This window comes from Microtetraspora fusca, from assembly GCF_001570365.1.
Lineage (GTDB): Bacteria > Actinomycetota > Actinomycetes > Streptosporangiales > Streptosporangiaceae > Microtetraspora > Microtetraspora fusca.
In genome coordinates, this window is sequence record NZ_BBYK01000079.1 from 1 (window position 1) to 21851 (window position 21851).

At 73.5% G+C, this 21851-nt stretch carries 22 protein-coding genes; 5 read left to right on the forward strand and 17 right to left on the reverse strand.

The genetic code is table 11. The features are described 5' to 3' along the window. Positions 1-422: 422 nt before the first annotated feature. The 8 genes from AWQ68_RS36340 to AWQ68_RS36375 all read right to left on the reverse strand — a co-directional run bounded on the left by AWQ68_RS36340 (position 423) and on the right by AWQ68_RS36375 (position 7539). Positions 423-971 (reverse strand): hypothetical protein, encoded by a 549-nt coding sequence (locus AWQ68_RS36340; RefSeq protein ID WP_157546317.1) that lies wholly within the window; start codon positions 969-971, stop codon positions 423-425. A gap of 78 nt (positions 972-1049) precedes the next feature. Next, positions 1050-1694 carry a response regulator gene (locus AWQ68_RS36345; RefSeq protein WP_218007195.1) on the reverse strand — a complete coding sequence of 215 codons (645 nt, stop codon included), beginning with the start codon at positions 1692-1694 and terminating at the stop codon, positions 1050-1052. Next, positions 1691-3547: a sensor histidine kinase gene (locus AWQ68_RS36350; protein WP_066950046.1), complete on the reverse strand. Its 1857-nt coding sequence runs from the start codon at positions 3545-3547 to the stop codon at positions 1691-1693. Before AWQ68_RS36350 ends, AWQ68_RS36345 begins: the two co-directional genes overlap by 4 nt. 110 nt (positions 3548-3657) lie before the next feature. Next, positions 3658-4527 carry an ABC transporter ATP-binding protein gene (locus tag AWQ68_RS36355; RefSeq protein ID WP_066950049.1) on the reverse strand — a complete coding sequence of 290 codons (870 nt, stop codon included), beginning with the start codon at positions 4525-4527 and terminating at the stop codon, positions 3658-3660. A 20-nt stretch (positions 4528-4547) separates the two neighbouring features. Further along, a complete protein-coding gene (locus AWQ68_RS36360) occupies positions 4548-5339 on the reverse strand; it encodes an ABC transporter permease (RefSeq protein WP_066950052.1) in 792 nt (263 codons plus the stop codon). Continuing rightward, positions 5336-6019, reverse strand: a complete 684-nt coding sequence (locus AWQ68_RS36365) for a hypothetical protein (RefSeq protein ID WP_066950055.1) — start codon at positions 6017-6019, stop codon at positions 5336-5338. The genes AWQ68_RS36360 and AWQ68_RS36365 overlap by 4 nt, the downstream gene beginning before the upstream one ends. Positions 6020-6079: 60 nt before the next feature. Next, positions 6080-6994, reverse strand: coding sequence for a hypothetical protein (locus AWQ68_RS36370; protein ID WP_066950058.1), 915 nt, complete (start codon positions 6992-6994; stop codon positions 6080-6082). Beyond that, positions 6991-7539 (reverse strand): RNA polymerase sigma factor, encoded by a 549-nt coding sequence (locus tag AWQ68_RS36375; RefSeq protein ID WP_218007196.1) that lies wholly within the window; start codon positions 7537-7539, stop codon positions 6991-6993. The genes AWQ68_RS36370 and AWQ68_RS36375 overlap by 4 nt, the downstream gene beginning before the upstream one ends. A 110-nt stretch (positions 7540-7649) precedes the next feature. Here AWQ68_RS36375 and AWQ68_RS36380 point away from each other — a divergent pair, with 110 nt between their 5' ends. Next, a complete protein-coding gene (locus AWQ68_RS36380; RefSeq protein ID WP_084464804.1) occupies positions 7650-9149 on the forward strand; it encodes an alpha/beta fold hydrolase in 1500 nt (499 codons plus the stop codon). A 7-nt stretch (positions 9150-9156) separates the two neighbouring features. Here AWQ68_RS36380 and AWQ68_RS36385 read toward each other — a convergent pair whose 3' ends face one another. Both AWQ68_RS36385 and AWQ68_RS36390 read right to left on the reverse strand, forming a co-directional pair. Further along, positions 9157-9780 (reverse strand): alpha-ketoglutarate-dependent dioxygenase AlkB, encoded by a 624-nt coding sequence (locus AWQ68_RS36385; protein ID WP_066950064.1) that lies wholly within the window; start codon positions 9778-9780, stop codon positions 9157-9159. A gap of 116 nt (positions 9781-9896) precedes the next feature. After that, the gene (locus tag AWQ68_RS36390) at positions 9897-11309 is read right to left on the reverse strand and encodes an SWIM zinc finger family protein (protein ID WP_066950068.1); all 1413 of its coding nucleotides are present in this window, start codon (positions 11307-11309) and stop codon (positions 9897-9899) included. An 81-nt stretch (positions 11310-11390) separates the two neighbouring features. Here AWQ68_RS36390 and AWQ68_RS36395 point away from each other — a divergent pair, with 81 nt between their 5' ends. Together AWQ68_RS36395 and AWQ68_RS36400 are read left to right on the forward strand one after the other, a co-directional pair. Continuing rightward, positions 11391-11657: a DEAD/DEAH box helicase gene (locus AWQ68_RS36395; protein WP_066950071.1), complete on the forward strand. Its 267-nt coding sequence runs from the start codon at positions 11391-11393 to the stop codon at positions 11655-11657. 167 nt (positions 11658-11824) lie between these two features. After that, positions 11825-13114, forward strand: coding sequence for a phosphoribosyltransferase family protein (locus AWQ68_RS36400; protein ID WP_066950073.1), 1290 nt, complete (start codon positions 11825-11827; stop codon positions 13112-13114). Positions 13115-13238: 124 nt separating this feature from the next. Here the strand turns inward: AWQ68_RS36400 and AWQ68_RS36405 are convergent, their stop codons facing one another. Genes AWQ68_RS36405 through AWQ68_RS36425 form a run of 5 tightly spaced genes read right to left on the reverse strand, consistent with a single transcriptional unit; the run spans position 13239 to position 17877 of the window. After that, positions 13239-14429, reverse strand: a complete 1191-nt coding sequence (locus AWQ68_RS36405) for an NAD(P)/FAD-dependent oxidoreductase (RefSeq protein WP_066950076.1) — start codon at positions 14427-14429, stop codon at positions 13239-13241. 5 nt (positions 14430-14434) lie between these two features. After that, entirely contained in the window at positions 14435-14623 is a 189-nt protein-coding gene (locus AWQ68_RS36410; RefSeq protein ID WP_066950081.1) for a ferredoxin, read from the reverse strand. Between the two features lie 20 nt (positions 14624-14643). Beyond that, entirely contained in the window at positions 14644-15489 is an 846-nt protein-coding gene (locus AWQ68_RS36415; protein WP_066950084.1) for a fumarylacetoacetate hydrolase family protein, read from the reverse strand. Next, the gene (locus AWQ68_RS36420; protein ID WP_066950086.1) at positions 15489-16430 is read right to left on the reverse strand and encodes a DODA-type extradiol aromatic ring-opening family dioxygenase; all 942 of its coding nucleotides are present in this window, start codon (positions 16428-16430) and stop codon (positions 15489-15491) included. The genes AWQ68_RS36415 and AWQ68_RS36420 overlap by 1 nt, the downstream gene beginning before the upstream one ends. Then, complete coding sequence (locus tag AWQ68_RS36425) at positions 16423-17877, reverse strand: aldehyde dehydrogenase (RefSeq protein WP_066950089.1); 1455 nt, start codon at positions 17875-17877, stop codon at positions 16423-16425. The genes AWQ68_RS36420 and AWQ68_RS36425 overlap by 8 nt, the downstream gene beginning before the upstream one ends. A 103-nt stretch (positions 17878-17980) precedes the next feature. On the opposite strand from AWQ68_RS36425, the gene AWQ68_RS36430 reads away from it, so the two are divergent. Next, positions 17981-18679: a gamma-glutamyl-gamma-aminobutyrate hydrolase family protein gene (locus AWQ68_RS36430; RefSeq protein ID WP_066950092.1), complete on the forward strand. Its 699-nt coding sequence runs from the start codon at positions 17981-17983 to the stop codon at positions 18677-18679. Here AWQ68_RS36430 and AWQ68_RS36435 read toward each other — a convergent pair. Next, a complete protein-coding gene (locus tag AWQ68_RS36435; protein WP_066950095.1) occupies positions 18671-19243 on the reverse strand; it encodes a MarR family winged helix-turn-helix transcriptional regulator in 573 nt (190 codons plus the stop codon). The two genes, AWQ68_RS36430 and AWQ68_RS36435, sit on opposite strands and share 9 nt — an antisense overlap. Before the next feature lie 176 nt (positions 19244-19419). Between AWQ68_RS36435 and AWQ68_RS36440 the strand changes: the two genes are divergently transcribed. Further along, on the forward strand, positions 19420-20895 hold the full coding sequence (locus tag AWQ68_RS36440) for an APC family permease (protein WP_084464805.1): 1476 nt from the start codon (positions 19420-19422) through the stop codon (positions 20893-20895). Between the two features lie 58 nt (positions 20896-20953). On the opposite strand, the gene AWQ68_RS36445 is transcribed toward AWQ68_RS36440, so the two are convergent. After that, positions 20954-21763, reverse strand: a complete 810-nt coding sequence (locus tag AWQ68_RS36445; RefSeq protein WP_157546320.1) for an acetoacetate decarboxylase family protein — start codon at positions 21761-21763, stop codon at positions 20954-20956. Positions 21764-21851 lie beyond the last annotated feature (88 nt).

The window sequence follows — 21851 nt, forward strand, 5'->3', positions numbered from 1 at the left end:
CGCCGCCTTGACAGTAATCAATACTCTCAGGCGCTGAAATCCGATTTCCGACGGTTTCTTCTGGAACGTTCCCAGGTCCGGTCCGAACAAGGACGGCTGCTCTCCCACGGGATCCTCCACGCCGACCGCGCTATGGAGCTCCAAGATTAGCTTTACTCTCCCTTTGACGGCAGGTCTTCGGGAAGGGTCCCCAAGGGAGTCGGCGCCGCTTGTACGGGGCGTGGAGGAATCGAGCAAGTTCCGGGCCGTCAACCACCAGCGGCGGGCTCACGCGACGGGTGCGCACCCTCTGGTCGAGGACGCGTAGTCCCGTCAGCATGAGCCTGGATCCCGGCCCGCGCTGCTTCAGGGAAGGCGGACCCGGTCCGCCGGAGGGGGTGGCACCGCGACGGTCGCCGGCACGCCCGGCCGGGGGACGCGCTTCACCCCGAGGCCGCCAGCGGTCGCTCCCTGACCATGAGCCGTACGCCGATCACCGCCCAGGTGGCCGCGGGGGCCAGCGAGCCCGCGTCGCCGAGGACGAGCATCAGCACGAACGACGCCGGCAGGAGGACGGACACGGGCCGTGGCAGCACTCCGGCCCGATAGGCGGCGACCGCGACCAGCGCCGTCCCCGCCGCCCAGAGCACGAGGCCCGGGAGGAACAGCGCCTGCGGCAGGGGGAGCTCGTCGGCGGTGACGAGCGTGACCGTCGCGGAGACCAGGACCAGCGCCTGGCCCAGGCCGTACAGCACGGCGCCGACGTCGCCGAGGCGGCCCCAGCCCGGGACGGCCGCGTGCGCCGCCCGCAGCGCGACCACGGCGAGCACGCCCGTGGCCAGCGTGAGGGCGAACGCCGCCTCCATCAGATAGTCGGCGAGCGTGGTGAACGGGATGTGCTGCCGCCCGGCGACCGTCTGGGTCACCCACAGGGTCACGGCGGCGAGCGCGGCGGCGAACGGGAACGCCGCCCGCACGGATGTTCTCTTCATGGTTCCGAGGGTCGGCCCGGTCCCATCCCGTACGGCAGAGCCGACCGTCCCGGCCGAGGGGGAGCCGATCCCGAGGGGTCAGGGCCGGCCGAGGCCGGCGTCGCGCGCGGCGGCGATGGCGGCGGCCCGGTCGGGAACGGCCAGCTTGACGAGGATGGCGGACACCGTGTTGGCCACGGTCTTGGGGCTCAGGTGCAGGCGGGAGGCGACCGCCTGGTTGCCGAGGCCGCGCGCGACGAGGTCCAGGATCTCGTACTCGCGGTCGGTCAGCTTGGGGAAGGGGCGCTCCGAGGTGCGCGGCGGCGCGTGCAGCAGCGCGATGACCGCCTCGGCGGCTCCCTGGCCGAAGACGGCCTGCCCGAGGACGGCGCCCCTGACCGCGCTGACGACGTCGTCCTGGGTGGCGGTCTTCAGCAGATAGCCCCTGGCCCCGGCCCGGATGGCGGCGAGCATCGACAGGTCGTCGTCCGACATCGTCAGCATGATCACCACCGGTGGGGCGGGCTGCGCGGCGAGCCGCCGGGTGGCCTCGATGCCGTCCATGACCGGCATCGCGATGTCCATGAGCACCACGTCGGGCGCGTGCTCGCGGGCCGCGGCCAGCGCCTTCGCGCCGTCCTCGGCGACCGCCGTCACCTCGAGGCCGGGAACGCTGGACAACATCGCCCGCAGCCCGTCACGGAAAAGGGGGTGGTCGTCCACGACCATGACGCGGATCGTCATCGTTCCTCGCCGAGGGGGATCGAGGCGATCACGGTGGTGCCGGGATCGCCGGAGGTGAACGCGAGCGTACCGCCCAGCTCTGCCACGCGTTCGCGCATGGACGACAGGCCGACGCCGGGGGTGACCCGCTCGGGCAGGCCGGTGCCGTCGTCGGCCACGGTGACGGTGAGCGCGGTCGCGGTGCGGCTCAGCCGTACCGCGCAGTGGCGGGCGGCGGAGTGCCTGATCGCGTTGGTGAGCGCCTCCCTGGCCACCAGGTAGGCGGCGGTCTCGGCCGCCGCGCCCAGCCCGGAGGTGTCGCAGACGCCGACCTCGACCGCCACGCCCGAGGCGTGCAGCGACGCGGACGCGTACTCGATCGCGGGGCCGAGCCCGAGCTGGGCCAGCTCCGGAGGGCGCAGCCCGCGTACGAGGCGGCGCACGCTCGTCCCCGCCTCGCCCACCTGCTCCCTGATGTGGGCGAGCAGCGACGACGCCCGGTCGGGGTCGTCGCGCAGGGCGTTCCCCGCGGCGTCCACGGAGAAGCCGATCCCGGCGAGCACGGGCCCGAGACCGTCGTGCAGGTCCCGGCTGATCCGCCGTCGCTCCTCCTCGCGGGCGGTGACCAGCAGCCGCCGCGAGTGCTGGAGGGCCATCTGCCGGTGGGCGGCGGCCAGCGCCGCGCCCGCCTGGAGCGCCAGGCCGCGCAGCGTCCACGCGCTGCCCTCGGCGACGTCGAGCGAGCCGAGCGCCTCTCCCTGGAAGGAGAGCGGCACGGTGAGGGCGACCCGGGGCGGCCCGCCGCGCTCGATGACCTTCAGAGGGGCGTCCTGAGGGCCGAGGCGCACCCGCAGGTACGGCGTGCGTGTCACGTCGGTGACCGCGTCCGCGAGCGCGGCGACGATCTCGTCCGGGACCGAGGTGGCGGCCAGTCGTTCGGCCAGCCGTGCGGCCGCCTCCCGTGGGTCGGCGCGTCCGCCGTACAGGAGCCGGCCGGTGGTTCGGCCGAGATAGCGCCGCGTCGGCTCCGCCGCGAGCGCCACACCGGCCGCCGCCACGGCGTTCGCGTCCCCGGGAATGGGCGCGAGCAGCGCGAACACGCCGACCAGCACCAGCGCGAGCAGGCCGTAGGTCAGGATCGCGCGCAGCAGCGGCCCGGTCTCGTAGAGGTCGTGCCTGAGCATGGCCAGCGCGATGCCCGCGGGCAGCGCGAACGTCCCCACGGCGGTCAGCGGCACGGCCACCGCCGATGGGAGCACCGACTCGGAGAACGAGCCGATCGCGAACGCGGCCCCGCCCGAGCAGATCCACAGGAGCTGGAGCCGCTGTCGCCCGGTCGCGCGCACGGTCCGCACGACCAGCCCGGCCATGCACGAGATCGAGATCAGGGCGAGCACGCCGAGCGCGATCGGCAGCGCCCACACGAGCGGCCGCAGCGCCTCCACGGCGTACGGATTGTCCATCACGGGGTCGGGGACGAACGCGAGCAGGACGGTGAAGGCGGTGATGACCACGACGGCGACGGCGGCGACCGGCCGCCAGCGCGGGCTCGGCAAACGCCCCTCCGGGACGAGGAGCAGCAGCACGCTCGTGATGGTCAGCAGCGGAGGCGCCCACACCCAGCCGGCCAGCCAGCGGAGCCAGTCGACGTGCGCGCCGTACCGCTCCGCGGCGTGCGCCGCCGCCCCGAGCACGGCCATGAGGCACAGCGGGCCGACCGCGCCGCCCGCCCGCCGGGCCACCAGGTACGCGCCGAGCGGGCAGAAGCTCAGCGCGATCGCGACGTCCTGGGCGGTCCTCTGGGTGAGGGGTCCTCCCGCGACGGCGAGCACGCAGGCCAGGCCGAAGACGCTCCACGCGAGACCGATGCGCACGGGCGCTCCTTGAGGAGGGGGACCGATCGCCCATATTGCCGCACATCGGGCGTCCCGGCGTCACGGGAGAGACCTCCCGGCGCGCCGGGCACGTCATCCGGCCGGCGCGATCAGCCGGGTACGGCCTCCCGCATGAGCGCGACGTAGCCCTCCTCCAGCGACGGCTGCACGGGGACCGCGGCCGGGTCCGGCTTGGTGGGGCTGACCACGCGGTAGTGGGTGCCGCCCGGACGGCCGACCGCCGACACCACCACGCCGGTGGACGGGGGCGGCCCCTGGGTGACGACCTCCCACGTCGCGCCCTGGGCCCGGTCGATGATGCCGGTCACCGGGCCGGTGAAGACCACCCGTCCCGAGGCCATGACGGCGGCCTCCTGGCAGGTCTGCGCGACGTCCTCCACGATGTGCGTGCTCAGCAGCACCGTCCGGTGGCCCGCGATCTGGGCGAGGAGCGTGCGGAACCGGATGCGCTCCTCGGGGTCGAGCCCGGCCGTCGGCTCGTCCACGACCACCAGGGCGGGGTCGCCGAGCAGGGCCTGGGCGATGCCGACCCGCCGCCGCATGCCTCCGGAGAAGCCCTTGAGCCGGCGCCGGGCCACGTCGGACAGCCCCACCATGTCGAGCAGCTCGCCGATCTGGCGCCGCCGGGCCGCGTCGTCGTCCAGGCCCTTGAGCAGGCCGACGTACTCCAGGAACTCGTGCGTCGTCAGGTCGGGATAGAGGCCGAGGTCCTGCGGCAGGTATCCCAGCCGCCGCTGTACGGCCAGCCGTCCCGCCCGCGTGGTGATGTCGTGGCCGCCCACCAACACCCGCCCGCTGGTCGGGGGCAGCACCCCGGCCAGGATGCGCATGAGGGTGGTCTTGCCCGCGCCGTTCGTGCCCAGCAGGCCGAACATGCCTCCCGGTACGGCGAGATCGACGCCGCGCAGCGCCTCGACGCGCCCGAACCGCCGGCGCAGCCCGCTGATCATGATGTCCATGGTCTTCCTTGGTCTCCGTTTCAGGACGAGGTACGGCGGGCGAGCAGCGGGCTCGCGAACACGAGGGGCGGCGTCGCGAGCACGGCCAGCAGGACGACGCTGAGGAGCGCCGCGCCGCCGCCGGGTTCGGGCCGCAGGAAGGAGAGCCAGCCGGGGGCGCCCGCGTACAGAGCGCGCTCACCGATGAGCCAGCTCGCCGGGTAGTCGCCGATCGGCGTCAGCAGGGTGCCCGTCAGCGAGGGCAGGTAGTTCGGGCCGAGCAGGTTCCCCCAGAACCAGTAGCCCGCGAACAGCACCCGGAACAGCGGCGCCGAGAACATCAGCGGGCAGACGAGCGCGAACGCGGCCACGAACGCCAGGCCCGGCAGCAGCACCACGGCGAACGCGACGACCGCCCAGAGGAACAGGGCCGGGTCGCCCCGGTGGACGAACTCGCCCGCCGCCGTGACGAGCAGCACCAGCAGGGCGGGGACGGCGGTCGCGGCGACGGACCCGGCGTACTTCCCGGCTACCAGCGCGCCCGGCCGGGTCGGCAGGCTGGCGAGCAGCGACGCGGCGCCCAGCCGGTGGTCGCGGACGAGCCGGTCGGCCAGCACCATGCCGAACCCGATGGGCAGCAGCATCGAGAACAGCAGCGCCCACGAGCCCATCACCCGGGCGGCGTCCGCGGCGGCCGGCAGGTGGCGCGGGCCCCGGTCGCCCTGGGCGACGGCGATGAGGACGGCCAGACCGGCCGTACTCAACCACAGGGACCGCTTGCGGATCTGCATGCGGAACTCGTAGCGGCAGACGGCGAAGAAACGCCCCCTCATACTTCTTCCTCCGTCAGGAGGCGCTCCGGCCGGCGCAGCAGCAGGAGCGCGGTCGTGATGAACAGGACGCCGCAGGCGGCGAGCACCGCGCGGTTCGTCCACCAGCCGTCGGCGACGCCCTCCCGGCTGGTCAGGAACAGAAAGAACGGACGCGACCACGCGCCGGCGACCAGCGCCGAGGCGAAGAGCTGCTGGCACAGCCACACCATGGCGACCGTCGTGGTGGCCAGCACGACGCTGCGCCCCAGGACGGCCACGAGCAGGGCCAGCCCGGTGAGCCCCAGCAGCGGCGACGCCCAGACCAGGGCCGACGCGAGGGGCGAGTCCGGCCCGGCCCACGAGCCGGTGAGCCGCAGCGCGGCCGAGAAGAGCAGCGACAACACGGCGCCGATCCCGGCCACCACACCCAGCCGGCGGCCCAGCGTCCAGGAGTAGCCGGTGGGCAGCGCGAGCTGAAGTTCGCGGCAGCGGTCCACGCTGACCACCGTGACCGCCGCCATCGCCGCGGCCAGCGGGACGAGCGCCTCGACGCCGGAGAGGAGCAGGTTGTGGACGAACGGCCGCGGCGTGCCGAAGGCCGCCCCCGCCGCCGCGAGGGCGAGGGTGACCAGAAGGGAGGCGGGCGGCGCCAGGCAGGCCGGCCATCCCGCACGCCGGGCCTCGTACCGCCACAGGGACATCGGTTTCACACAGGTGGGTACCGGCCGGGCCGGATCGGTTCACCGGAATCTTGTTCCGGTTCAGAGGCCGGCCCGGTGCGCCGCTCCGCGCGGGAGACGCGGTGCCAGCAGCACCGTCACCGCGACGAGCGCCGCCGCGCCCACCAGGATGCCGGAGCCCGGCGACCACAGCGGCTCCATCACGGCCGCCACCGCCCGGTCGATCTCGCCTGTCGTCGCGAGCATCCGGAGCAGCCACAGCGTCATCGCCGCCCCCACGCCGACGGACGGCCGCCACAGCACCGACAACGCGAAGCTGAGCGCGGACAGCGGCACCAGCGGGCCGAACCACGCGGCCACGAGGCCGAGAGCGCCCGCGACCGGTTGCAACGGGGTGAGCGCGAGCGTGACGAGCAGGCCGCCCGTGACGATCACGCCGAGCACCAGCGACAGCCGGGCGAGCAGCACCACCCTGGGCGAGGTGGGCGTGGCCGCGAGCAGCTCGCCCACCGGCTCGCGCTCCGCCCCGCACGCCCCCGCCACCGCGATCGCCGCGGCCAGCGGGATCACGGTGGCGAGCGCGTGCGGTGCCAGCCCCAGCGACGAGACCCGGGCGGCGATCACGCCGCCGAGCACGAGGGCGGCCGCGGAGACCACCCAGACCGGCCATCTGATCAGGGTCCGCTGGCGGGCGAACAGGCCGACGGCCCGCCGCCACGGCCGCTCTCCCAGTGCGCCGCCGTACCGGGGGACCGGGCGGAGGCGGGCGGCCGACCCGGCCGATGCCGATCCGATCCCCGCGCGGATGGCGGCGAAGATCGACGGTGTGGGCGGGGCCACCGCGGCGGCCCGCTCCGTGACGGCCGTACGGACCCTGCGCCACGACTCGGCCTCGGCCGCGCACTCGGCGCACGCCTCCACGTGGGCGGCCACGGCGGCCGGGTCGGGAAGGACGCCCGCGGCGTAGTCCGGCAGCAGTTCGGTGGGATGGTTCATCGGCCGGCCTCCTCGACCACGACGGGCAGGGCCCGGGCCAGCGCGGCCCGGGCGTTGAACAGGCGGCTCTTCACCGTGCCGACCGGGATGCCCAGCACCTCGGCGATCTCCGCATGCGACATCTCGGCGGCGAACGCGAGATCGAGGACCTCGCGGTGGAGCGGCGCCAGCGTCCCCAGCGCGGCGGCGACCGCGGCGGCGTCGGCGCGCGCCAGCGCCACGGCCTGCGGCCCCGGCTCGGGCGAGGGCAGGTCGAGCGCGTCGTCGAGGGGGCGTAGCGCCGGCAGATGGCCGCGCATCCGCTTGAGCGCCTGACGGCGGCAGATGCCGAACAGCCAGGTGCGCACCAGCGACCGCTCCTCGAACGAGTCCGCGCCGCGCCACACGGCGATGAACGTCTCCTGGAGCGCCTCCTCGGCCGGTCCGCGCTCGCCCAGGAGTCCTTCGGCGTACGCCAGGAGCGCCGCCGCGTGCCGGGCGTACAACGCCTCGAAGGCATGCTCGTCACCCCGGCTGACCAGCCGCAACAGCTCCAGATCCGTCATCTCCATCGTTGTGGGTACTCTTCCGGACCCGCGGGTTCACCGCAAAACGCGGGCACTTCACGTGATTCAAGTCACGCTGAACCCGTGCGGCCTCCCCGGCACTCAGCAGCATGGGAATTCCTCGTGCCATCGCGCGATCCTCCGCGTTCCGCGTCCGGGGCGGCCGGGCGTCGCTCGCCGCTCTCGCCGCGCTGCTCTGCCTGCCCGCGCTCCCCGCCGCGGCGGCTCCGTCACCGGCGGGGGTGCGGGCCGTCTCCTGGGTCCCGTGCGACCCGCCGGACGAGGGCGCCCGCTGCGGCGCCGTCACCGTCCCCGTCGACTGGGATCATCCGTCCGCGTCCGGCTCCGCCCAGGTGCGGATCGCGGTACGGCCGGCCCGTGACCGCGCCCGCCGCGTCGGCGTGCTGATGTTCAACCCCGGCGGTCCCGGCGCGGGCGCCGCCGACATGGCCGCACGCAAGGACTGGGCGGAGTTCTGGTTTCCGCCCGCCCTGCTCGACCGGTTCGACATCGTCGGCGTGGACCCGCGGGGCGTGCCGGGCAGCACGCCGGTCTCATGCGCCGATCCGGTGAATCCCGAGGTGTCGCGCTTCCCCCGTACGCGGGCCGAGGTGCGCGGTCTGGTCGCGGCGAGCTCCTCGTTCGCCGCGTCGTGCCTCCAGCGGACCGGCCCGCTCGCCGCCCACCTCGACACCGACACCGTCGCCAGGGATCTCGACGCGGTCCGCGCGGCGCTCGGCGAGCCCACGATCAGCTTCCTCGGCGTCTCGTACGGCACGATGCTCGCCCAGGCCTACGCCGAGCGCTATCCGAGCCGGGTCCGCGCCCTCGTCCTCGACGGCGTCGTGGACCGCTCCCTGCCGGCCGCGCGGCTCGTCCTCGACGGGGCCGCCGCCGTCCAGGACGGCCTGGCCCGCTTCGCCGCCCGGTGCGCGGTGACCGAGGCGTGCGTCCTGCGCGGCAAGGACGTCACCGCCGAGCTCCGCCGCATGTACGCGCGGGCGGAGCGGGGCGAGGTGCGCGCGGGCGGTCGGGCGGTGACCGCCGAGGAGCTCCGGATCGCCGTCAACGACGGGCTGAACACGCCCCTCGTCGACGGCAGGCTCGCCGCGGGCATCCGGGACGCGACGGACAAGGGGGATGCCAACCTGCTCACCTCGCTGTCCCGCTACCAGGGACGGGACGAGTACACGCGCTATCGCGCCATCATCTGCCAGGACGTGCCGCGCGTGCGTCCCGACGAGTTGATCGGACTGGCCGGCGCGGCGACGCGGCGGGGGCCGAGCCTGCGCGGCGCCTCCGAGATGTGGGACATCGTGTCCGGCTGCGCGGGCCTGCCGCAGCAGGCCCACTGGACCCCGCACGCCTGGCGGGTGCCCGCCACGGTCACGCCGCTGATCCTCTCCGGCGCGCACGACGTCGCCACGCCGCGCCGCTGGGCCGAGTCCGTCCACCGGCGGCTCCCCGGAAGCACCCTGATCCGCTGGGACGGCGACGGGCACGCCGCCTGGCCGATGCACAACGCGTGCGCCATGACGGCGGCCGTGACCTACCTGACCGACCTCGCCCCGCCCACCTCGACGAGCTGCCCGGCGGACCGGGCATCCTGAGCCTCGGTCAGCGGACCCCGCGCGGGCGGAACTGGACGCTGATCCTGGGCCCCACCGGCCGTGCGGTCTTCGGGATCGCGTGCTCCCACGTGCGCTGGCAGCTCCCGCCCATGACGATGAGGTCCCCATGGCCCAGCTCGTGGCGCAGCGTCGGCCCGCCGCCGCGCGGGCGCAGCAGCAGGGAGCGCGGCGTCCCGATCGAGACGATCGCCACCATCGTGTCCTCGGTGCTCCCGCGCCCGATGGTGTCGCCGTGCCAGGCGACGCTGTCCCTGCCGTCGCGGTACAGGCACAGCCCGGCGGTGCGGAACGGCTCGCCCAACTCGGCGGCGTAGTGGGCGTTCAGCGCCTTCTTCGCCTCGTCCAGGGCGGGGTCGGGGAGGGGGCGGCCCTCCTCGTAGAAGCAGAGCAGCCGGGGCACGTCCACGACCCGGTCGTACATGTGCCGCCTCTCCGCGTGCCACGGCACCGCGTCCAGCAGCCGATCGAACAGCGCGTCCGCGCCGGAGATCCACCCCGGCCGGACGTCGATCCACGCCCCGTGGTCCAGGAGGGTGCGCTTCACCGACGACCCGAGCGGGCCCGGCCCGATCTCGTCGCCGCAGTCCAGCAGCGAACTCTGGAAGAACACCCCCTCAGTCTAATCAAACGTCTGTTCGATCATGGTGGACGCGCCGGGCCGGACCAGGTGGGCGACGGCGCGGCCGTGGTCAGGTCGGGGCGACTCGGCCAGGACGGTCAGGCCGGTCAGGCCGGCGCTCCGAGGTCCGCGTCCAGGTCGGCGCCGTCCAGGTCCACGCCGAGGTCCGGCCCCCGCTTGTCGCGTGCGGCGACGATCCGGACGGCGAGGACGTGCTTGCACGGGCCGCGCGAGCCGCGGTGGTCGTACCACCAGTCGCAGGTGCAGGAGTCCTCGCCGAGCCGCACCCGGCGGACGGATCCGTTCGAGCTCACCTCGGCGGTGTCCCCCGTCACCCGTACGGTGCCCGCCTCGACGAGGGCGCGGGCGGAGACGAGCCGGGGGTTGAGCCCGCGCACGTGGTCGCGGTCGTAGGGCAGCTCGCGGTGAAAGTGGGCGGCCTCGGCCAGGTCGTACCCCACCCGCCCGGCGACGCCGAGCTGGGTGAGGGCGGCCTTGACGCGGGCGGGCGGGAGACCGGAGCGCTCGGCGAGCAGCCCCACCTCGACGGCGGGCTCGAAGTTGAGCAGCATGCCGACCACGTCGGCGTCGTCGGCCGCCTCGTCCGTGGCCAGGTCGGCGAGCACGGCGCCCTCCCCGGAGAAGCCGCGCCACGCCTCCGGCGAGATCGCCAGCGTGTAACGCATGCCAGGCAGCTCCAGCTCCCACGCGCTCGCCGCCACCTCGGCGCCGCTCCACGCCCGGGACGCGGCCGTGGCGGCCGGGCCGTACGCCCGCAGCGAGCGGGCGAAGCGCAGCAGCGGCAGCATCGTGGCGAGCCGGTGCGGGCCGGCCAGGCACACGGCGCCGGGCGCGGGCGCGGACGTGAGCCGCAGCTCGCGCCCCGCCGGAACCGCCCACACCGTCGTGTTCTTCTTGGGCAGGCCGCGCAGGAACCGCACCGCGTGCGGGCCGGACACCTCGGCGCGCAGGTCGAACCCCGAGGCGATCACCTGCACCTCGGCGAAGCCGCGCAGCCAGCGCTCGGGCAGGGGCACCTTCTTCTCCACCACGGCGCCGTCGAGCGTCGTGACGGTCAGCTCGTCGTGGCCGACGCCGAGGTGCAGGGGGTCGCGGGCGCCCACCCGGGCCAGCGCCTCGCGCAGCGGGAGGTTGACGTCGACGTTGGTGGTGCCCCGGTCCACCACCTCGCCGTCGAGCGCGGGACCGAGCACGTCGAGCCGCGCGTAGACGCCGCCGCACGCGGAGAACGACTCGAACCTGAGCCGGTCTCCGTCACAGGTCACCACGGGGTCGCGGCTCCAGCCGGGACGCGGCTGGTGGTAGCGGGTCAGCGCCACGTCGGCGACGGCGAGCAGGCCGGCCGCCGCCGCGGCCGCCTGGGTGACCACCCCGCTGAAGAACCGCGGATGATCGAGCAGGCCGCGCGTGGTGCGGCCACCGGACGTCGACAACCCCAGGTGACCCTCGCTGAGCGTGGAGGGGCCGGCGTAGGAATACGCCTGCACGGCATTCGTCATGGCGGCGAGAGTAGAGATCGCCTCCGACAAAACCGGGGGACCCGCGTTTCGCCTGGTCGGGCGCGGGCCGAGGTGCGCGCCGTGACCGATACGGCCGAGCGGGTACGGCGGGCCGCGCGCGACCACCTCGGGCTGACGGACCTGCGCCCCGGTCAGCTCTCCGCGATGACCGCGCTCGCGGACGGCAGGGACACGCTGGCGGTCATGGCGTCCGGCGGCGGGAAATCGGCGATCTACCAGGTGCCGGCCGCGCTGCTGCCCGGCCCGGCACTGGTGGTGTCGCCGCTGATCGCCCTCCAGCGCGACACACCCGCGTACGGCACGAGCAGTGGGGATGGGGCGAGGTAATCCGGCGGGAGGAGGACCGGCTGACTGTGCTGTTCGACGACGCGGGATATCACGAGCCGGCGCTCGGCCCGGTGGTCGAGCAGGGCTTGCTCCGCTCGGCGGCATCGGTTCGCGATGTGGGGGCAGGGCGAACGGGAGGACCCTCACACAAGGGGAGGTGAGCGGTCGTGTTCGCTGACCGGCGTGACGCCGGAACCCGCCTGGGCGAGCGGCTTCGGGACCGACTCGGGGGCGCGGACGCGGTCGTGGTGGGGCTGCCCCGGGGCGGCGTCGTGGTGGCGTACGAGGTGGCCAGGGCGCTGGGCGCTCCGCTCGACGTGATCGTGGTGCGCAAGCTGGGCGTGCCGTACCAGCCGGAGCTCGGCTTCGGGGCGATCGGGGAGGGCGGCGTGCGCGTCCTGAACCCCGACATCGTACGGCTGGCCGGTGTCACGAAAGAGCAGATGGCCAAGGTGGAGGAGGCCGAGCGCGAGGAGCTGATCCGCCGCGCGGCCCGGTTCCGAGGGGGCCGGCCGCGGGTCGAGCCGGCCGGGCGCACGGTGATCGTGGTGGACGACGGCGTGGCCACGGGAGGGACGGCGCGCGCGGCGTGCCGGGTGGCCCGGGGCCAGGGAGCGGCACGGGTGGTGCTCGCGGTTCCGGTGGGCGCGCCCGACACGATCGACGCGCTGCGCGAGGACGCCGACGAGGTGGTGTGCCTGCAGACGCCGCGCGACCTGTACGCGATCGGGGCCTGGTACCACGACTTCCCGCAGACGAGCGACGAGCAGGTGGTGGAGCTGCTGCACCGGGCCGTGCAGCCGGCCGGGTTCGACGGCGAGATCGGGGTGGACGCGGAGGGCGTCCCGCTCGCCGGCCGGCTGACCGTGCCGGAGGGGGCGCGCGGGATCGTCGTGTTCGTCCACGGCAGCGGCAGCAGCCGGCACAGCCCGCGCAACCGCTACGTGGCGGCGGCGCTCAACCGGGAGGGCCTGGGCACACTGCTGTTCGACCTGCTCACCCCGGACGAGGAGATCGACCGGGCCAACGTGTTCGACATCCGCCTGCTGGCCGACCGGCTGGTGGCGGTGACCCGCTGGCTGCGGGGCCGGCCGGAGGCCGGGGGCCTTCCGCTCGGGTACTTCGGGGCGAGCACGGGCGCCGCCGCCGCGCTGTGGGCGGCGGCGGCGCCGGACGCGGACATCGCGGCGGTCGTGTCACGCGGCGGCCGGCCGGACCTCGCGGGGGAGCGGCTGTCGGCCGTGCCCGCGCCGACGCTCCTGATCGTCGGCGGGGACGACCACGTGGTGCTCGGCCTCAACCAGGCGGCCCAGCAGCGGCTCCGCTGCGAGAACCGGCTGCGGATCGTGCCGGGCGCGACCCACCTGTTCGAGGAGCCGGGCGCGCTCGAGGCCGTGGCCGAGCTGGCCCGCGACTGGTTCGCCGAGCACTTCGCCGCGCCGGTCACGCGTGGCTGATCATCACGTGCTTGCTCCAGTTGGAGGGGCCGAAGAAGACGCCCTCTCGCCGGAGCGCGGGTCGCGGCTCTCCCCGGCGATCACGTTGCGGAGGGTGTCCGGCGTGTCCATCGGTTCTCCTGGGTCAGGCGGCCACAGGGGCGCGCATCAGCTCGGCGCGGTAGCGCGCGACGGCGGACGGGAGGCCGATCAGCACGACGCCGACGAGTGCGCCGCCGTCGTGGTAGCCGACCACGACCTCGCCGTCGAGGTCGCCGTCGAGGACCCGGATGTCGTCCGCGCCGAGCGCCGGGGCGCCGAACGACTGGATCCGCAGGTCGTACTGGTCGCTCCAGAACGTGGGCAGCGGCGCGAACGGCGCCGGTTCGGGCGCGCCCAGCCCGAGGTCGGCGAGCAGGGTGACCGCGGCGCGCTTGGCCGTGTCGGTCGGGATGCTCCAGTGCTCGACCCGCCGCGCCACGTCGTCGTAGCGCGGGTTGGGGAAGCGGGCCACGTCGCCCACCGCGACCACGCCGGACCGCCCCTCGACGCGCAGCGCGTTGTCGCACAGCACGCCGTCGGACAGGTCGAGGCCGTTGCCGTCGAGCCACTCGGTGTTGGACGCCGAGCCGACCGCCTCCACGACGACGTCGGCGTCGAGCCGGGTGCCGTCGGACAGCTCGGCCCCGGCGACCCGGCCCTCGCCGAAGAAGGCCGCGACGGTACGGCCCAGCAGGAACCGGACGCCGCGCGCCTCGTGGCGGCGCTGGAGGGCGGCCCCGAGGTCGTCGCCGAGCGGGCGGCGCATCGGCACCGCCTCCGGCGCGACCACGGTCACGTCGGCGCCGAGGATCCGCGCCGTCGCGGCGACCTCGCATCCGATGAACCCGGCCCCGATCACCAGCACCCGGGCGCCGGGGCCCAGCTCGCCGCGCAGCGTGCGGGCGTCCTCGATGGTGCGCACCACGTGCCTGCCCCGGGCCGGGCCCGGAGTGGGCAGCCGCCGCGGCCGCATCCCGGTGGCGACCACCAGGCCGTCGTAGGCCAGCTCGGCGCCGTCGGCGAGCCGTACGGCTCCCGCGGCGAGATCGGCGGAGGCGATCGGGACGCCGAGCCGCCAGGTCACGTCGGCGACGGCCGGGCGCAGCCGGAACGCGACCGCCTCGTGGGTCACCTCCGAGGCGAGGGCCTCCTTGGAGAGCGGCGGCCGGTTGTACGGCATGTGGATCTCGTCGCCCACGGCGACGATTTCTCCCATGAATCCGGAGGCGCGCAGCCGCTCGGCCGCGCGCAGGCCGCCCATCGAGGCGCCCGCGATCAGGATGCGCCGGCTCATCGCGCTCAGTCCTCGATCGTGATGGCCTGCAGCGGGCAGACGTCGGCGGCCTCCTCGACGGCGTCGCGCAGCGACTCGTCGGGCTCCGCCACGTAGACCAGCCGGCCGTTCTCGTTGATCTGGAAGACCTCGGGGGCGGAGAAGACGCACTGCCCGTGGTCCTTGCAGACGTCCATGTCGACGACGACCTTCATGGTGGAACTCCTTGTGGTGATTAACGCTTCGGGGGGCGGACGCCGCGGAACTCCCAGTCGCCGCCGAAGGCGGTGGAGATGACCTCCTCCGACTCGGTCGGCTGGGCGCCGCAGTCGTCACGGATGGGGGCGGGCCCCTGGACCACGTGGTTGCGCAGCGTGCCGAGGCCCTCGACCTCGACCTCGACCACGTCGCCCGGCTGGACCGGCCGCGAGTTGGCCGGAGTGCCCGACAGCAGCACGTCGCCCGGGTAGAGCGTGATCGTGCGGGCGATGTCGGCGACGAGATAGTGCATGTCCCACTCCATCTCGTCGGTGGAGCCGTCCTGGGCGACCTCGCCGTTGACGTACGTGCGCAGCCGCTTGCCGCGGAAGTCCCAGTCGGTGACGAGGCCGGGGCCGAGCGGGCAGAGCGTGTCGGAGCCCTTCACCCGCAGCATCGAACCGGCGTCGGTGTCGCGGAAGTCGTGCAGGCCGTAGTCGTTGCCCACCGTGTAGCCGGCGATGTAGTCCCCGGCCTCCTGCGGCGAGATGTTGCGTGCGGTGCGGCCGATCACGATGGCCACCTCGCCCTCGTAGTTGAGGTACTTGCACCGCTCGGGACGGACGATCGCGCCCTTGTGCCCGTTCAGCGCCGAGGTCGGCTTGTGGAAGTACGTCGGCGCCGGGGGCAGCGAGGTCATGAACTCCTCGACCCGGCTGCGGTGGTTCAGGTGGACGGCGATGATCTTGCTGGGCACGCTCGGCGGCAGGTGGACGGCGTCCTCGACGCCCACCACGCGGCCGTCGGCGCTGACCAGCTCGGCACCCTCGCGGCGCACCTGGGTGGCGGCGCCGTCCAGGAGGATCCTGCGGTACTCGGGCATCAACGGGTCCCTTCGAGGGTGAACGGGTAGGGGTACGGGTCGCCCGAGCTGTCGGTCGCCCGGGGCGCGGCGAAGCCGCCCTCCGGCCGGTCGAACCAGACGTGCACCTGGCCGGTCCCCGTGGCGTTCTCGTAGTCGCTGTACTGCCGGCCGGGCGCGGTGAAGTCGTGCTCGCCGAGCGCCCCGGCCATCATCAGGTAGTGGCCGAACCGCCCCTCGGGCTTGAAGCGGTAGAAGTCCTCCATCGTGTCGAGCACGCGGGGGTGGTCGCCGGCGAGCATCCACGCGATGCGCTCCTCGTCGGCGGCCCGCGCCTCGGGGGTGCGGACGTGCGACGGGTCGCTCGACTCGTGCGCGCGCACGTGGCGCAGCGGCCAGAACATGTGCGAGAGAGCGCCGGACGCGATCAGCAGCACCTTGCGGTCGCTCGCCGCGACGGCCTCGCCGACCGCGCGGCCGAGCCGCAGGTTGTCCTCGGTCTCGGCGGTCTGGCACATGCCGATCGAGATCCACCGCTTGCCCTCGACGCCGAGGTACTTCCACAGGTTGACTGTGGCGTAGAAGATCGGCAGGTGGTGGTCGTCGATCGCGGTGATCCAGGTGGCGTGCCGGTCCTGGTACGACGCGATCAGACGGGCCAGCTCCGGGTCGCCGGGGAAGTCGTACGGGATCCGGCACATGCCGCGGGGCAGCTCCTCGGAGGTGAAGAGGCCGGAGCGGCGGTCCTGCGCGGTCACCACGAACTCGAACGTGGTCGCCCAGTGCGAGTCGAAGACGATCACGGTGTCGTAGTCGACCGCGTCGAAGACCTCTTCCCGCAGGCGGCGCAGCCCGGGGACGATGCTGATCTCCTTGCCCTCGTTGAGCTCCTTGCGGACCTCGAGGGGCAGCATGACCGTCGGGGCGTGGGCGAGGATGCCCGCGCCGACGATTTCACCCATTCCAGCCTCCCGGCGCGGTGACGGTGTTCTTGACGTCGCAGTAGAAGTCGAAGCTCCAGTCGCCACCCTCGCGCCCGACGCCGGACTGCCGTGCGCCGCCGAACGGGGCCTGCAGGTCGCGGACGAAGAAGCAGTTGACCCAGACGGTGCCGGCGACCAGCCGCTCGGTGACGCGGTCGGCCCGCTCGCGGGAGCCGGTCGCGAGGGTGGCGGCCAGGCCGAACTTCGTGGAGTTGGCCATCTCGACGGCCTCGTCCTCGGTGCGGAACGTCTGGAGCGTGAGGACCGGTCCGAAGACCTCCTCGTTGACGATCTCGCTGTCCGGGGCGACGCCGGTGAACAACGTGGGCCGGTAGTACAGGCCGCCGAGGTCGGTGTTGGGTCCGCCGCCGATGACGGGGGTGCCCCCGGCGGCGATGGCCCGCTGGACGAACCCGTCGATCCGCTCGAAGTGCTCGCGGTGGATGTTCGGGCCGATGTCGGTGGCGAGGTCGCGCGGATCGCCCTGGCGCAGCGCGCTCGCCTTGGCGACGAAGCGCTCGGTGAACTCGGCGGCGACGCTCTCCTCGACCAGCAGCCGGGTCCCGGCCAGGCACACCTGCCCGGCGTTGTCGTACTGCTCGACCGCGAGGTTCACGGCGAGGTCGAGGTCGGCGTCGGCGAAGACGATCAGCGGAGACTTGCCGCCGAGCTCCAGCGACAGCGGGGTCAGGTTGGCCGCCGCGGCGCGGGCGATGTGGCGGGCGGTGGGCACCGAGCCGGTGAAGCTGATCCGGCGCACGTCGGGGTGGGCGACCAGCGGGGCGCCGACCTCCTCGCCGTACCCCTGGACGACGTTGAAGACGCCGTCGGGCAGCCCGGCCTCGACCGTGATCTCGGCGAGCAGCGACGCGGTGAGCGGGGACCACTCGGCCGGCTTGAGGACGACCGTGTCACCCGCGGCGAGCGCGGGGGCGATCTTCCAGGTGGCCAGCATGAGCGGCGCGTTCCACGGGGTGATCAGCGCGCAGACGCCAGCCGGATCCCACGAGACGTGGTTGCGGTGCCCGCGGGTCTCGAAGTCGTCGTGCCCGAGCCCGAGCAGCCAGTCGGCGAAGAAGCGGAAGTTGTGCGCCACCCGGGGCATCACGCCGCGCAGGTGCGACCGCAGCAGAGCGCCGTTGTCGGTCGTCTCCACGATCGCGAGCTGGTCCAGCCGCTTCTCGACTCCGTCGGCGATCGCGTGCAGCAGACGCGCCCGCTCCTCACGGCTCGTGCGGGCCCACGCGGGGAACGCCTTGGTCGCGGCCCGGACCGCCTCTTCGGCCTCCTTCGCGCCGCCGCGTGCGACGCGCGCGATCACCTGTCCGTCGATCGGCGAGACGTCGTCGAACGTCGCAGGTGAGGAGACCCGTGCGCCTCCAATCCAGTGGTCCTCCTGGATCGTGACATCCCCGACAGTGGCCATCCGCTCCTCCAGCTCGTTTGGTCCCAAACAACTTAGGTCTCGCTCTCCCGGCCAGTCAATATGCCGCTATCGTTTGGAGTCAAACAACTGCAAGGAGGCTGGGATGCCCGACCGCCGGCCGATCATCGCGATTCCCTCGCGGTTCGCCGCCACAACGTCCGCGCTCCGCTACTCGGCGGTGGTCACCGCCCGGGCGCTCGCCGACGCCGTCCACCGCGCGGGCGGCGAGCCCTTCCTCATGCACCCCGTGGGTGCGGACGAGGCCGCCGAGCGGCTCGCCGTCGCGGACGGCCTGCTGCTCCCCGGCGGGGGCGACCTCTCTCCGTCCGTGTACGGCGAGGACGCGGCGCACGAGAGCGTCTACGACGTGGACGCCGAGCAGGACGCCTTCGACCTCGCGGCGGCCCGGCACGCGCTGTCCACCGGGATGCCGACCCTGGCCGTCTGCCGGGGCCTGCAGGTCGTCAACGTCGTCCTCGGCGGGCGGCTGGTCCAGCACATGGAGCCCGACCACCGCCACGTCGTCCACCCGGTGCGCGTACGGCCTGGCTCGCTGCTGGCCGAGGTGACCGGGGTGGAGAAGATCGAGGCGTCCTGCTACCACCACCAGTGCGCGTCGTCGCTGGGGGAGGGGCTGGAGGCCGTCGCGCACGCCGAGGACGGCACGATCGAGGCCGCCGAGCCGGCCGCGCGTAGGGGATGGTTCCTCGCCGTCCAGTGGCACCCCGAGGACACCGCGGCGACCGACCCGGTCAACCAGCGGATCTTCGACGGCCTGGTCGCGGCGGCCCGCTCAGCCTGACCGGCGGCGTCCCCCGCGGCGCGGCGGCGCGGGGGACTCCCGGCGCAGGTTCTCCCTGCGCTCCTCGCCGTGCTCCTCCAGGTGCGTGACGATCCGCCGCAGCGTGTCGGCGAGGTGCAGGGACTCCTCGGCGTCGAGCGCGCCGACCACGAACGACTCCTCGTCGTTGAACGCGGGGAACAGCTTCTCCATCAGCGCGAGCCCCTCGGGGGTGAGCCGCAGCAGCGCCAGCCGGCCGTCGTCGGGGTGCTGGCGGCGCTCGGCCAGGCCGCGCGACTCCAGGGTCTTGATGATGCCGGTGAGCGTGCCCTTGGAGATGCCCGCCTCGGCCGCGGCGTACCGCGTCTCGATCTCCTCCCAGATCCACACGACCCACAGCACGACGAACGCGCTCCAGGTGAGGTCGGCCGACCGGAGCGCCGAGTTCTCCAGGTGCTGGCGGACCGCGGCGGCCGCGCGATACAGGTTGGAGACCGCGGCGAGCGCCTCCCTGCGGACCGGGATCGGCCCCAACCTGCGCTTCACCGCCTCCTCGGTTTCGGAGAGCGAGTAGTGCGCGGGCACCCCGACTCCTTTCATGTCAACTCTTGCGCGGGGTTCATTTGTACACGTACGATCCGCCAAACGGCAGGTCGTACGCACTCAAACGATCTCATGAATTCCAGTGGTCAGGCCGGTGAGCGGGCGGATCGCTGACGAAACATCCCGCTCATCCACCCCTTTTTATATGGAAGGTTGCCATGGCCGATGAGGCAATCGCCACCGGACGGCTTTCAGCCGGTGAACAGTCCGCCACGCACGCCCTCTCCCGACGTCGGATCGGCGTACCCGACATCGTCTTCTTCGTCGTGGCGGCCTCGTCTCCGCTGACCGTCGCGGCCGGCGGCCTTCCGATGAGCTACGGCACCACCGGGGTGACCGGGGTCCCGCTCATCTACCTCATCCTCGCGGCCGTGCTCGCCGTCTTCTCCGCCGGGTACGCCGCGATGAGCCGGCACATCTCCAACGCGGGCGCGTTCTACTCCTACATCGCGCAGGGGCTCGGCCGGGTGACCGGCGTCGGCGCCTCGTTCGTCGCCCTCCTCGCGTACAACGCCATGCAGGTCGGGCTGTACGGCCTGTTCGGCGCGGCCGCCTCGGGGCTGGTCTCCGCGCACCTGGGTGTGGACGTGCCCTGGTGGGTGTGCTCGCTGGTCGCCCTCGCGCTGATCGCGTTCCTCGGCTACCGCAGGATCGACCTGAACGCCCGCGTGCTCGCCGTCCTGCTGGTCTGCGAGGGGCTCACCGTCCTGGTCTTCGACATCGCCCAGATCGGGAACGCCCCCTCGGGCCTGAGCGCGGAGCCGTTCACCTGGAGCGCCGTCACCACCGGTGCGGTCGGCGCCGGGTTCTGCTGGGTGATGGCCTCGTTCATGGGCTTCGAGTCCGGCGCGATCTACAGCGAGGAGTGCCGCGACCCGCGCCGCACCGTCAGCCGCGCCACCTACATCGCCGTCGCCCTGATCGGCGTCTTCTACGCCTTCACCGCGTGGGCGATGTCCATGGGCACCGGCGTCGACAAGATCATCGACGAGTCCGCGAAGAACGGCACCGACCTGGTCTTCATCCTCGGCGAGGCGACCATCGGCTCGGCGTTCTCCACGCTCGCCAACGTCTTCATGGTCACCGCCGTGTTCGCCGCCCTGCTGTCCTTCCACAACGCGGTGGCGCGGTACTTCTTCGCGCTCGGCCGCGAGGGCGTCCTGCCCGCCCGGCTCGGCGACTCCCACCGCAGGCACGGCTCCCCGTACGTCGGCTCGCTCGCCCAGACGGTCATCGCGCTCGTGGTCGTCGTCGGCTTCGGCGTCCTCGGCGGCAGCCCCACCGACACGCTCTTCAACTGGTTCACCAACCTCGGCGCGCTCGGCGTGATCCTGCTGCTCGTGGTCACCTCGGTGTCGGTGATCGGGTTCTTCCGCCGCGACTCGCGCGGCGAGAACGGCTTCAGCCGCGTCCTCGCCCCCGCGCTGGCCGGTGCGGCCCTGGCGGCCATCCTCGTGCTCGCCGTCATCAACTTCAACGCCCTGCTAGGCACCCCGCCGGACTCGATCCTCAACTGGCTGATCCCCGGCCTCGTCCTGCTCGCCGGGATCATCGGCGTCGGCTACGGCCTGCGGATCAAGGCCGCCGACCCCGAGACGTACGCCCGGATCGGCCACGGCGCTCCCGGGGAGTAGCCGTCCGGGCAGCGAAAAGGAGGGCCGGGGTGACCCCGGCCCTCCTTGACGGTTCGACCTACTCCGCGCCGGACGCGCCCGACTCCAGCAGCGTGCCGCCGTTCCAGACGACCCCGACCTGGCGGTAGTAGCCGCCGATCATCTCGTCCACCGTGAGGTCGGCGAGCTCCTCGGTCGGCGCGTCGAACAGCTCGATCTCCGCGTCGCCGGTCCACGCCTGGCCGCCCTCGAAGCTCTCGGCGCCGGTGACGATCAGCTCGTCCAGAGCCAGTCCCTTCCCCGGCTCGATCGACTGGAGCCAGCGGTTGTGCGCCATCGGGTGGCCGTTGACGAAGCCGTTGGTCTCGCTGGGCTCGCGGAGCCGTACGACGGCCTGGGCCAGCCGCCGGTCGGCGGCGGCGAGCGTGGCGCCGAAGACGCCCCCCTCGCCGATCCGCGGCGCGGCCTGCCCGAACGGGTGCGGACGGGTCATATGGATGGAGCCCAGCTTCTTCGGGTAGCCCTGGTGGACGCCCCGGGCGATGGCGAAGTCCTTGTCCACCCAGATGTAGACGCACCGCGAGTAGGTCCGCCCCTTGTAGGAGCAGCGCACCACGACGAAGCACTCCTTGTACTGCGACCGCACCGGGTCCAGCAGCTCCTCACGGCCTCCGGAGCACGACTGCCAGTCGGCCCAGATCACCGCCACCGCGCCCGGGTCCTCCTCGGCGAGCGAGAGCGGCTCGGGGAGCAGCGCGGCAACCTTGGCGGGGTCGGTCCGGTATTCCACGGTCAGCAGGTCGCCCGAGTAGTACCAGGGCGGGCTCGGAACCAGCGAGGACCGGCCGGTCACCGTCTTGGGCGTGTAGAAACCGCGCAGCTTGGCCACGGCGCCTCCTTGGTGGTGGAGTAGTTCATTTGGATCCATACGATATGGCCTGAGCTGCGCATTGTCATCAGCCGCCTCCGGATATCGT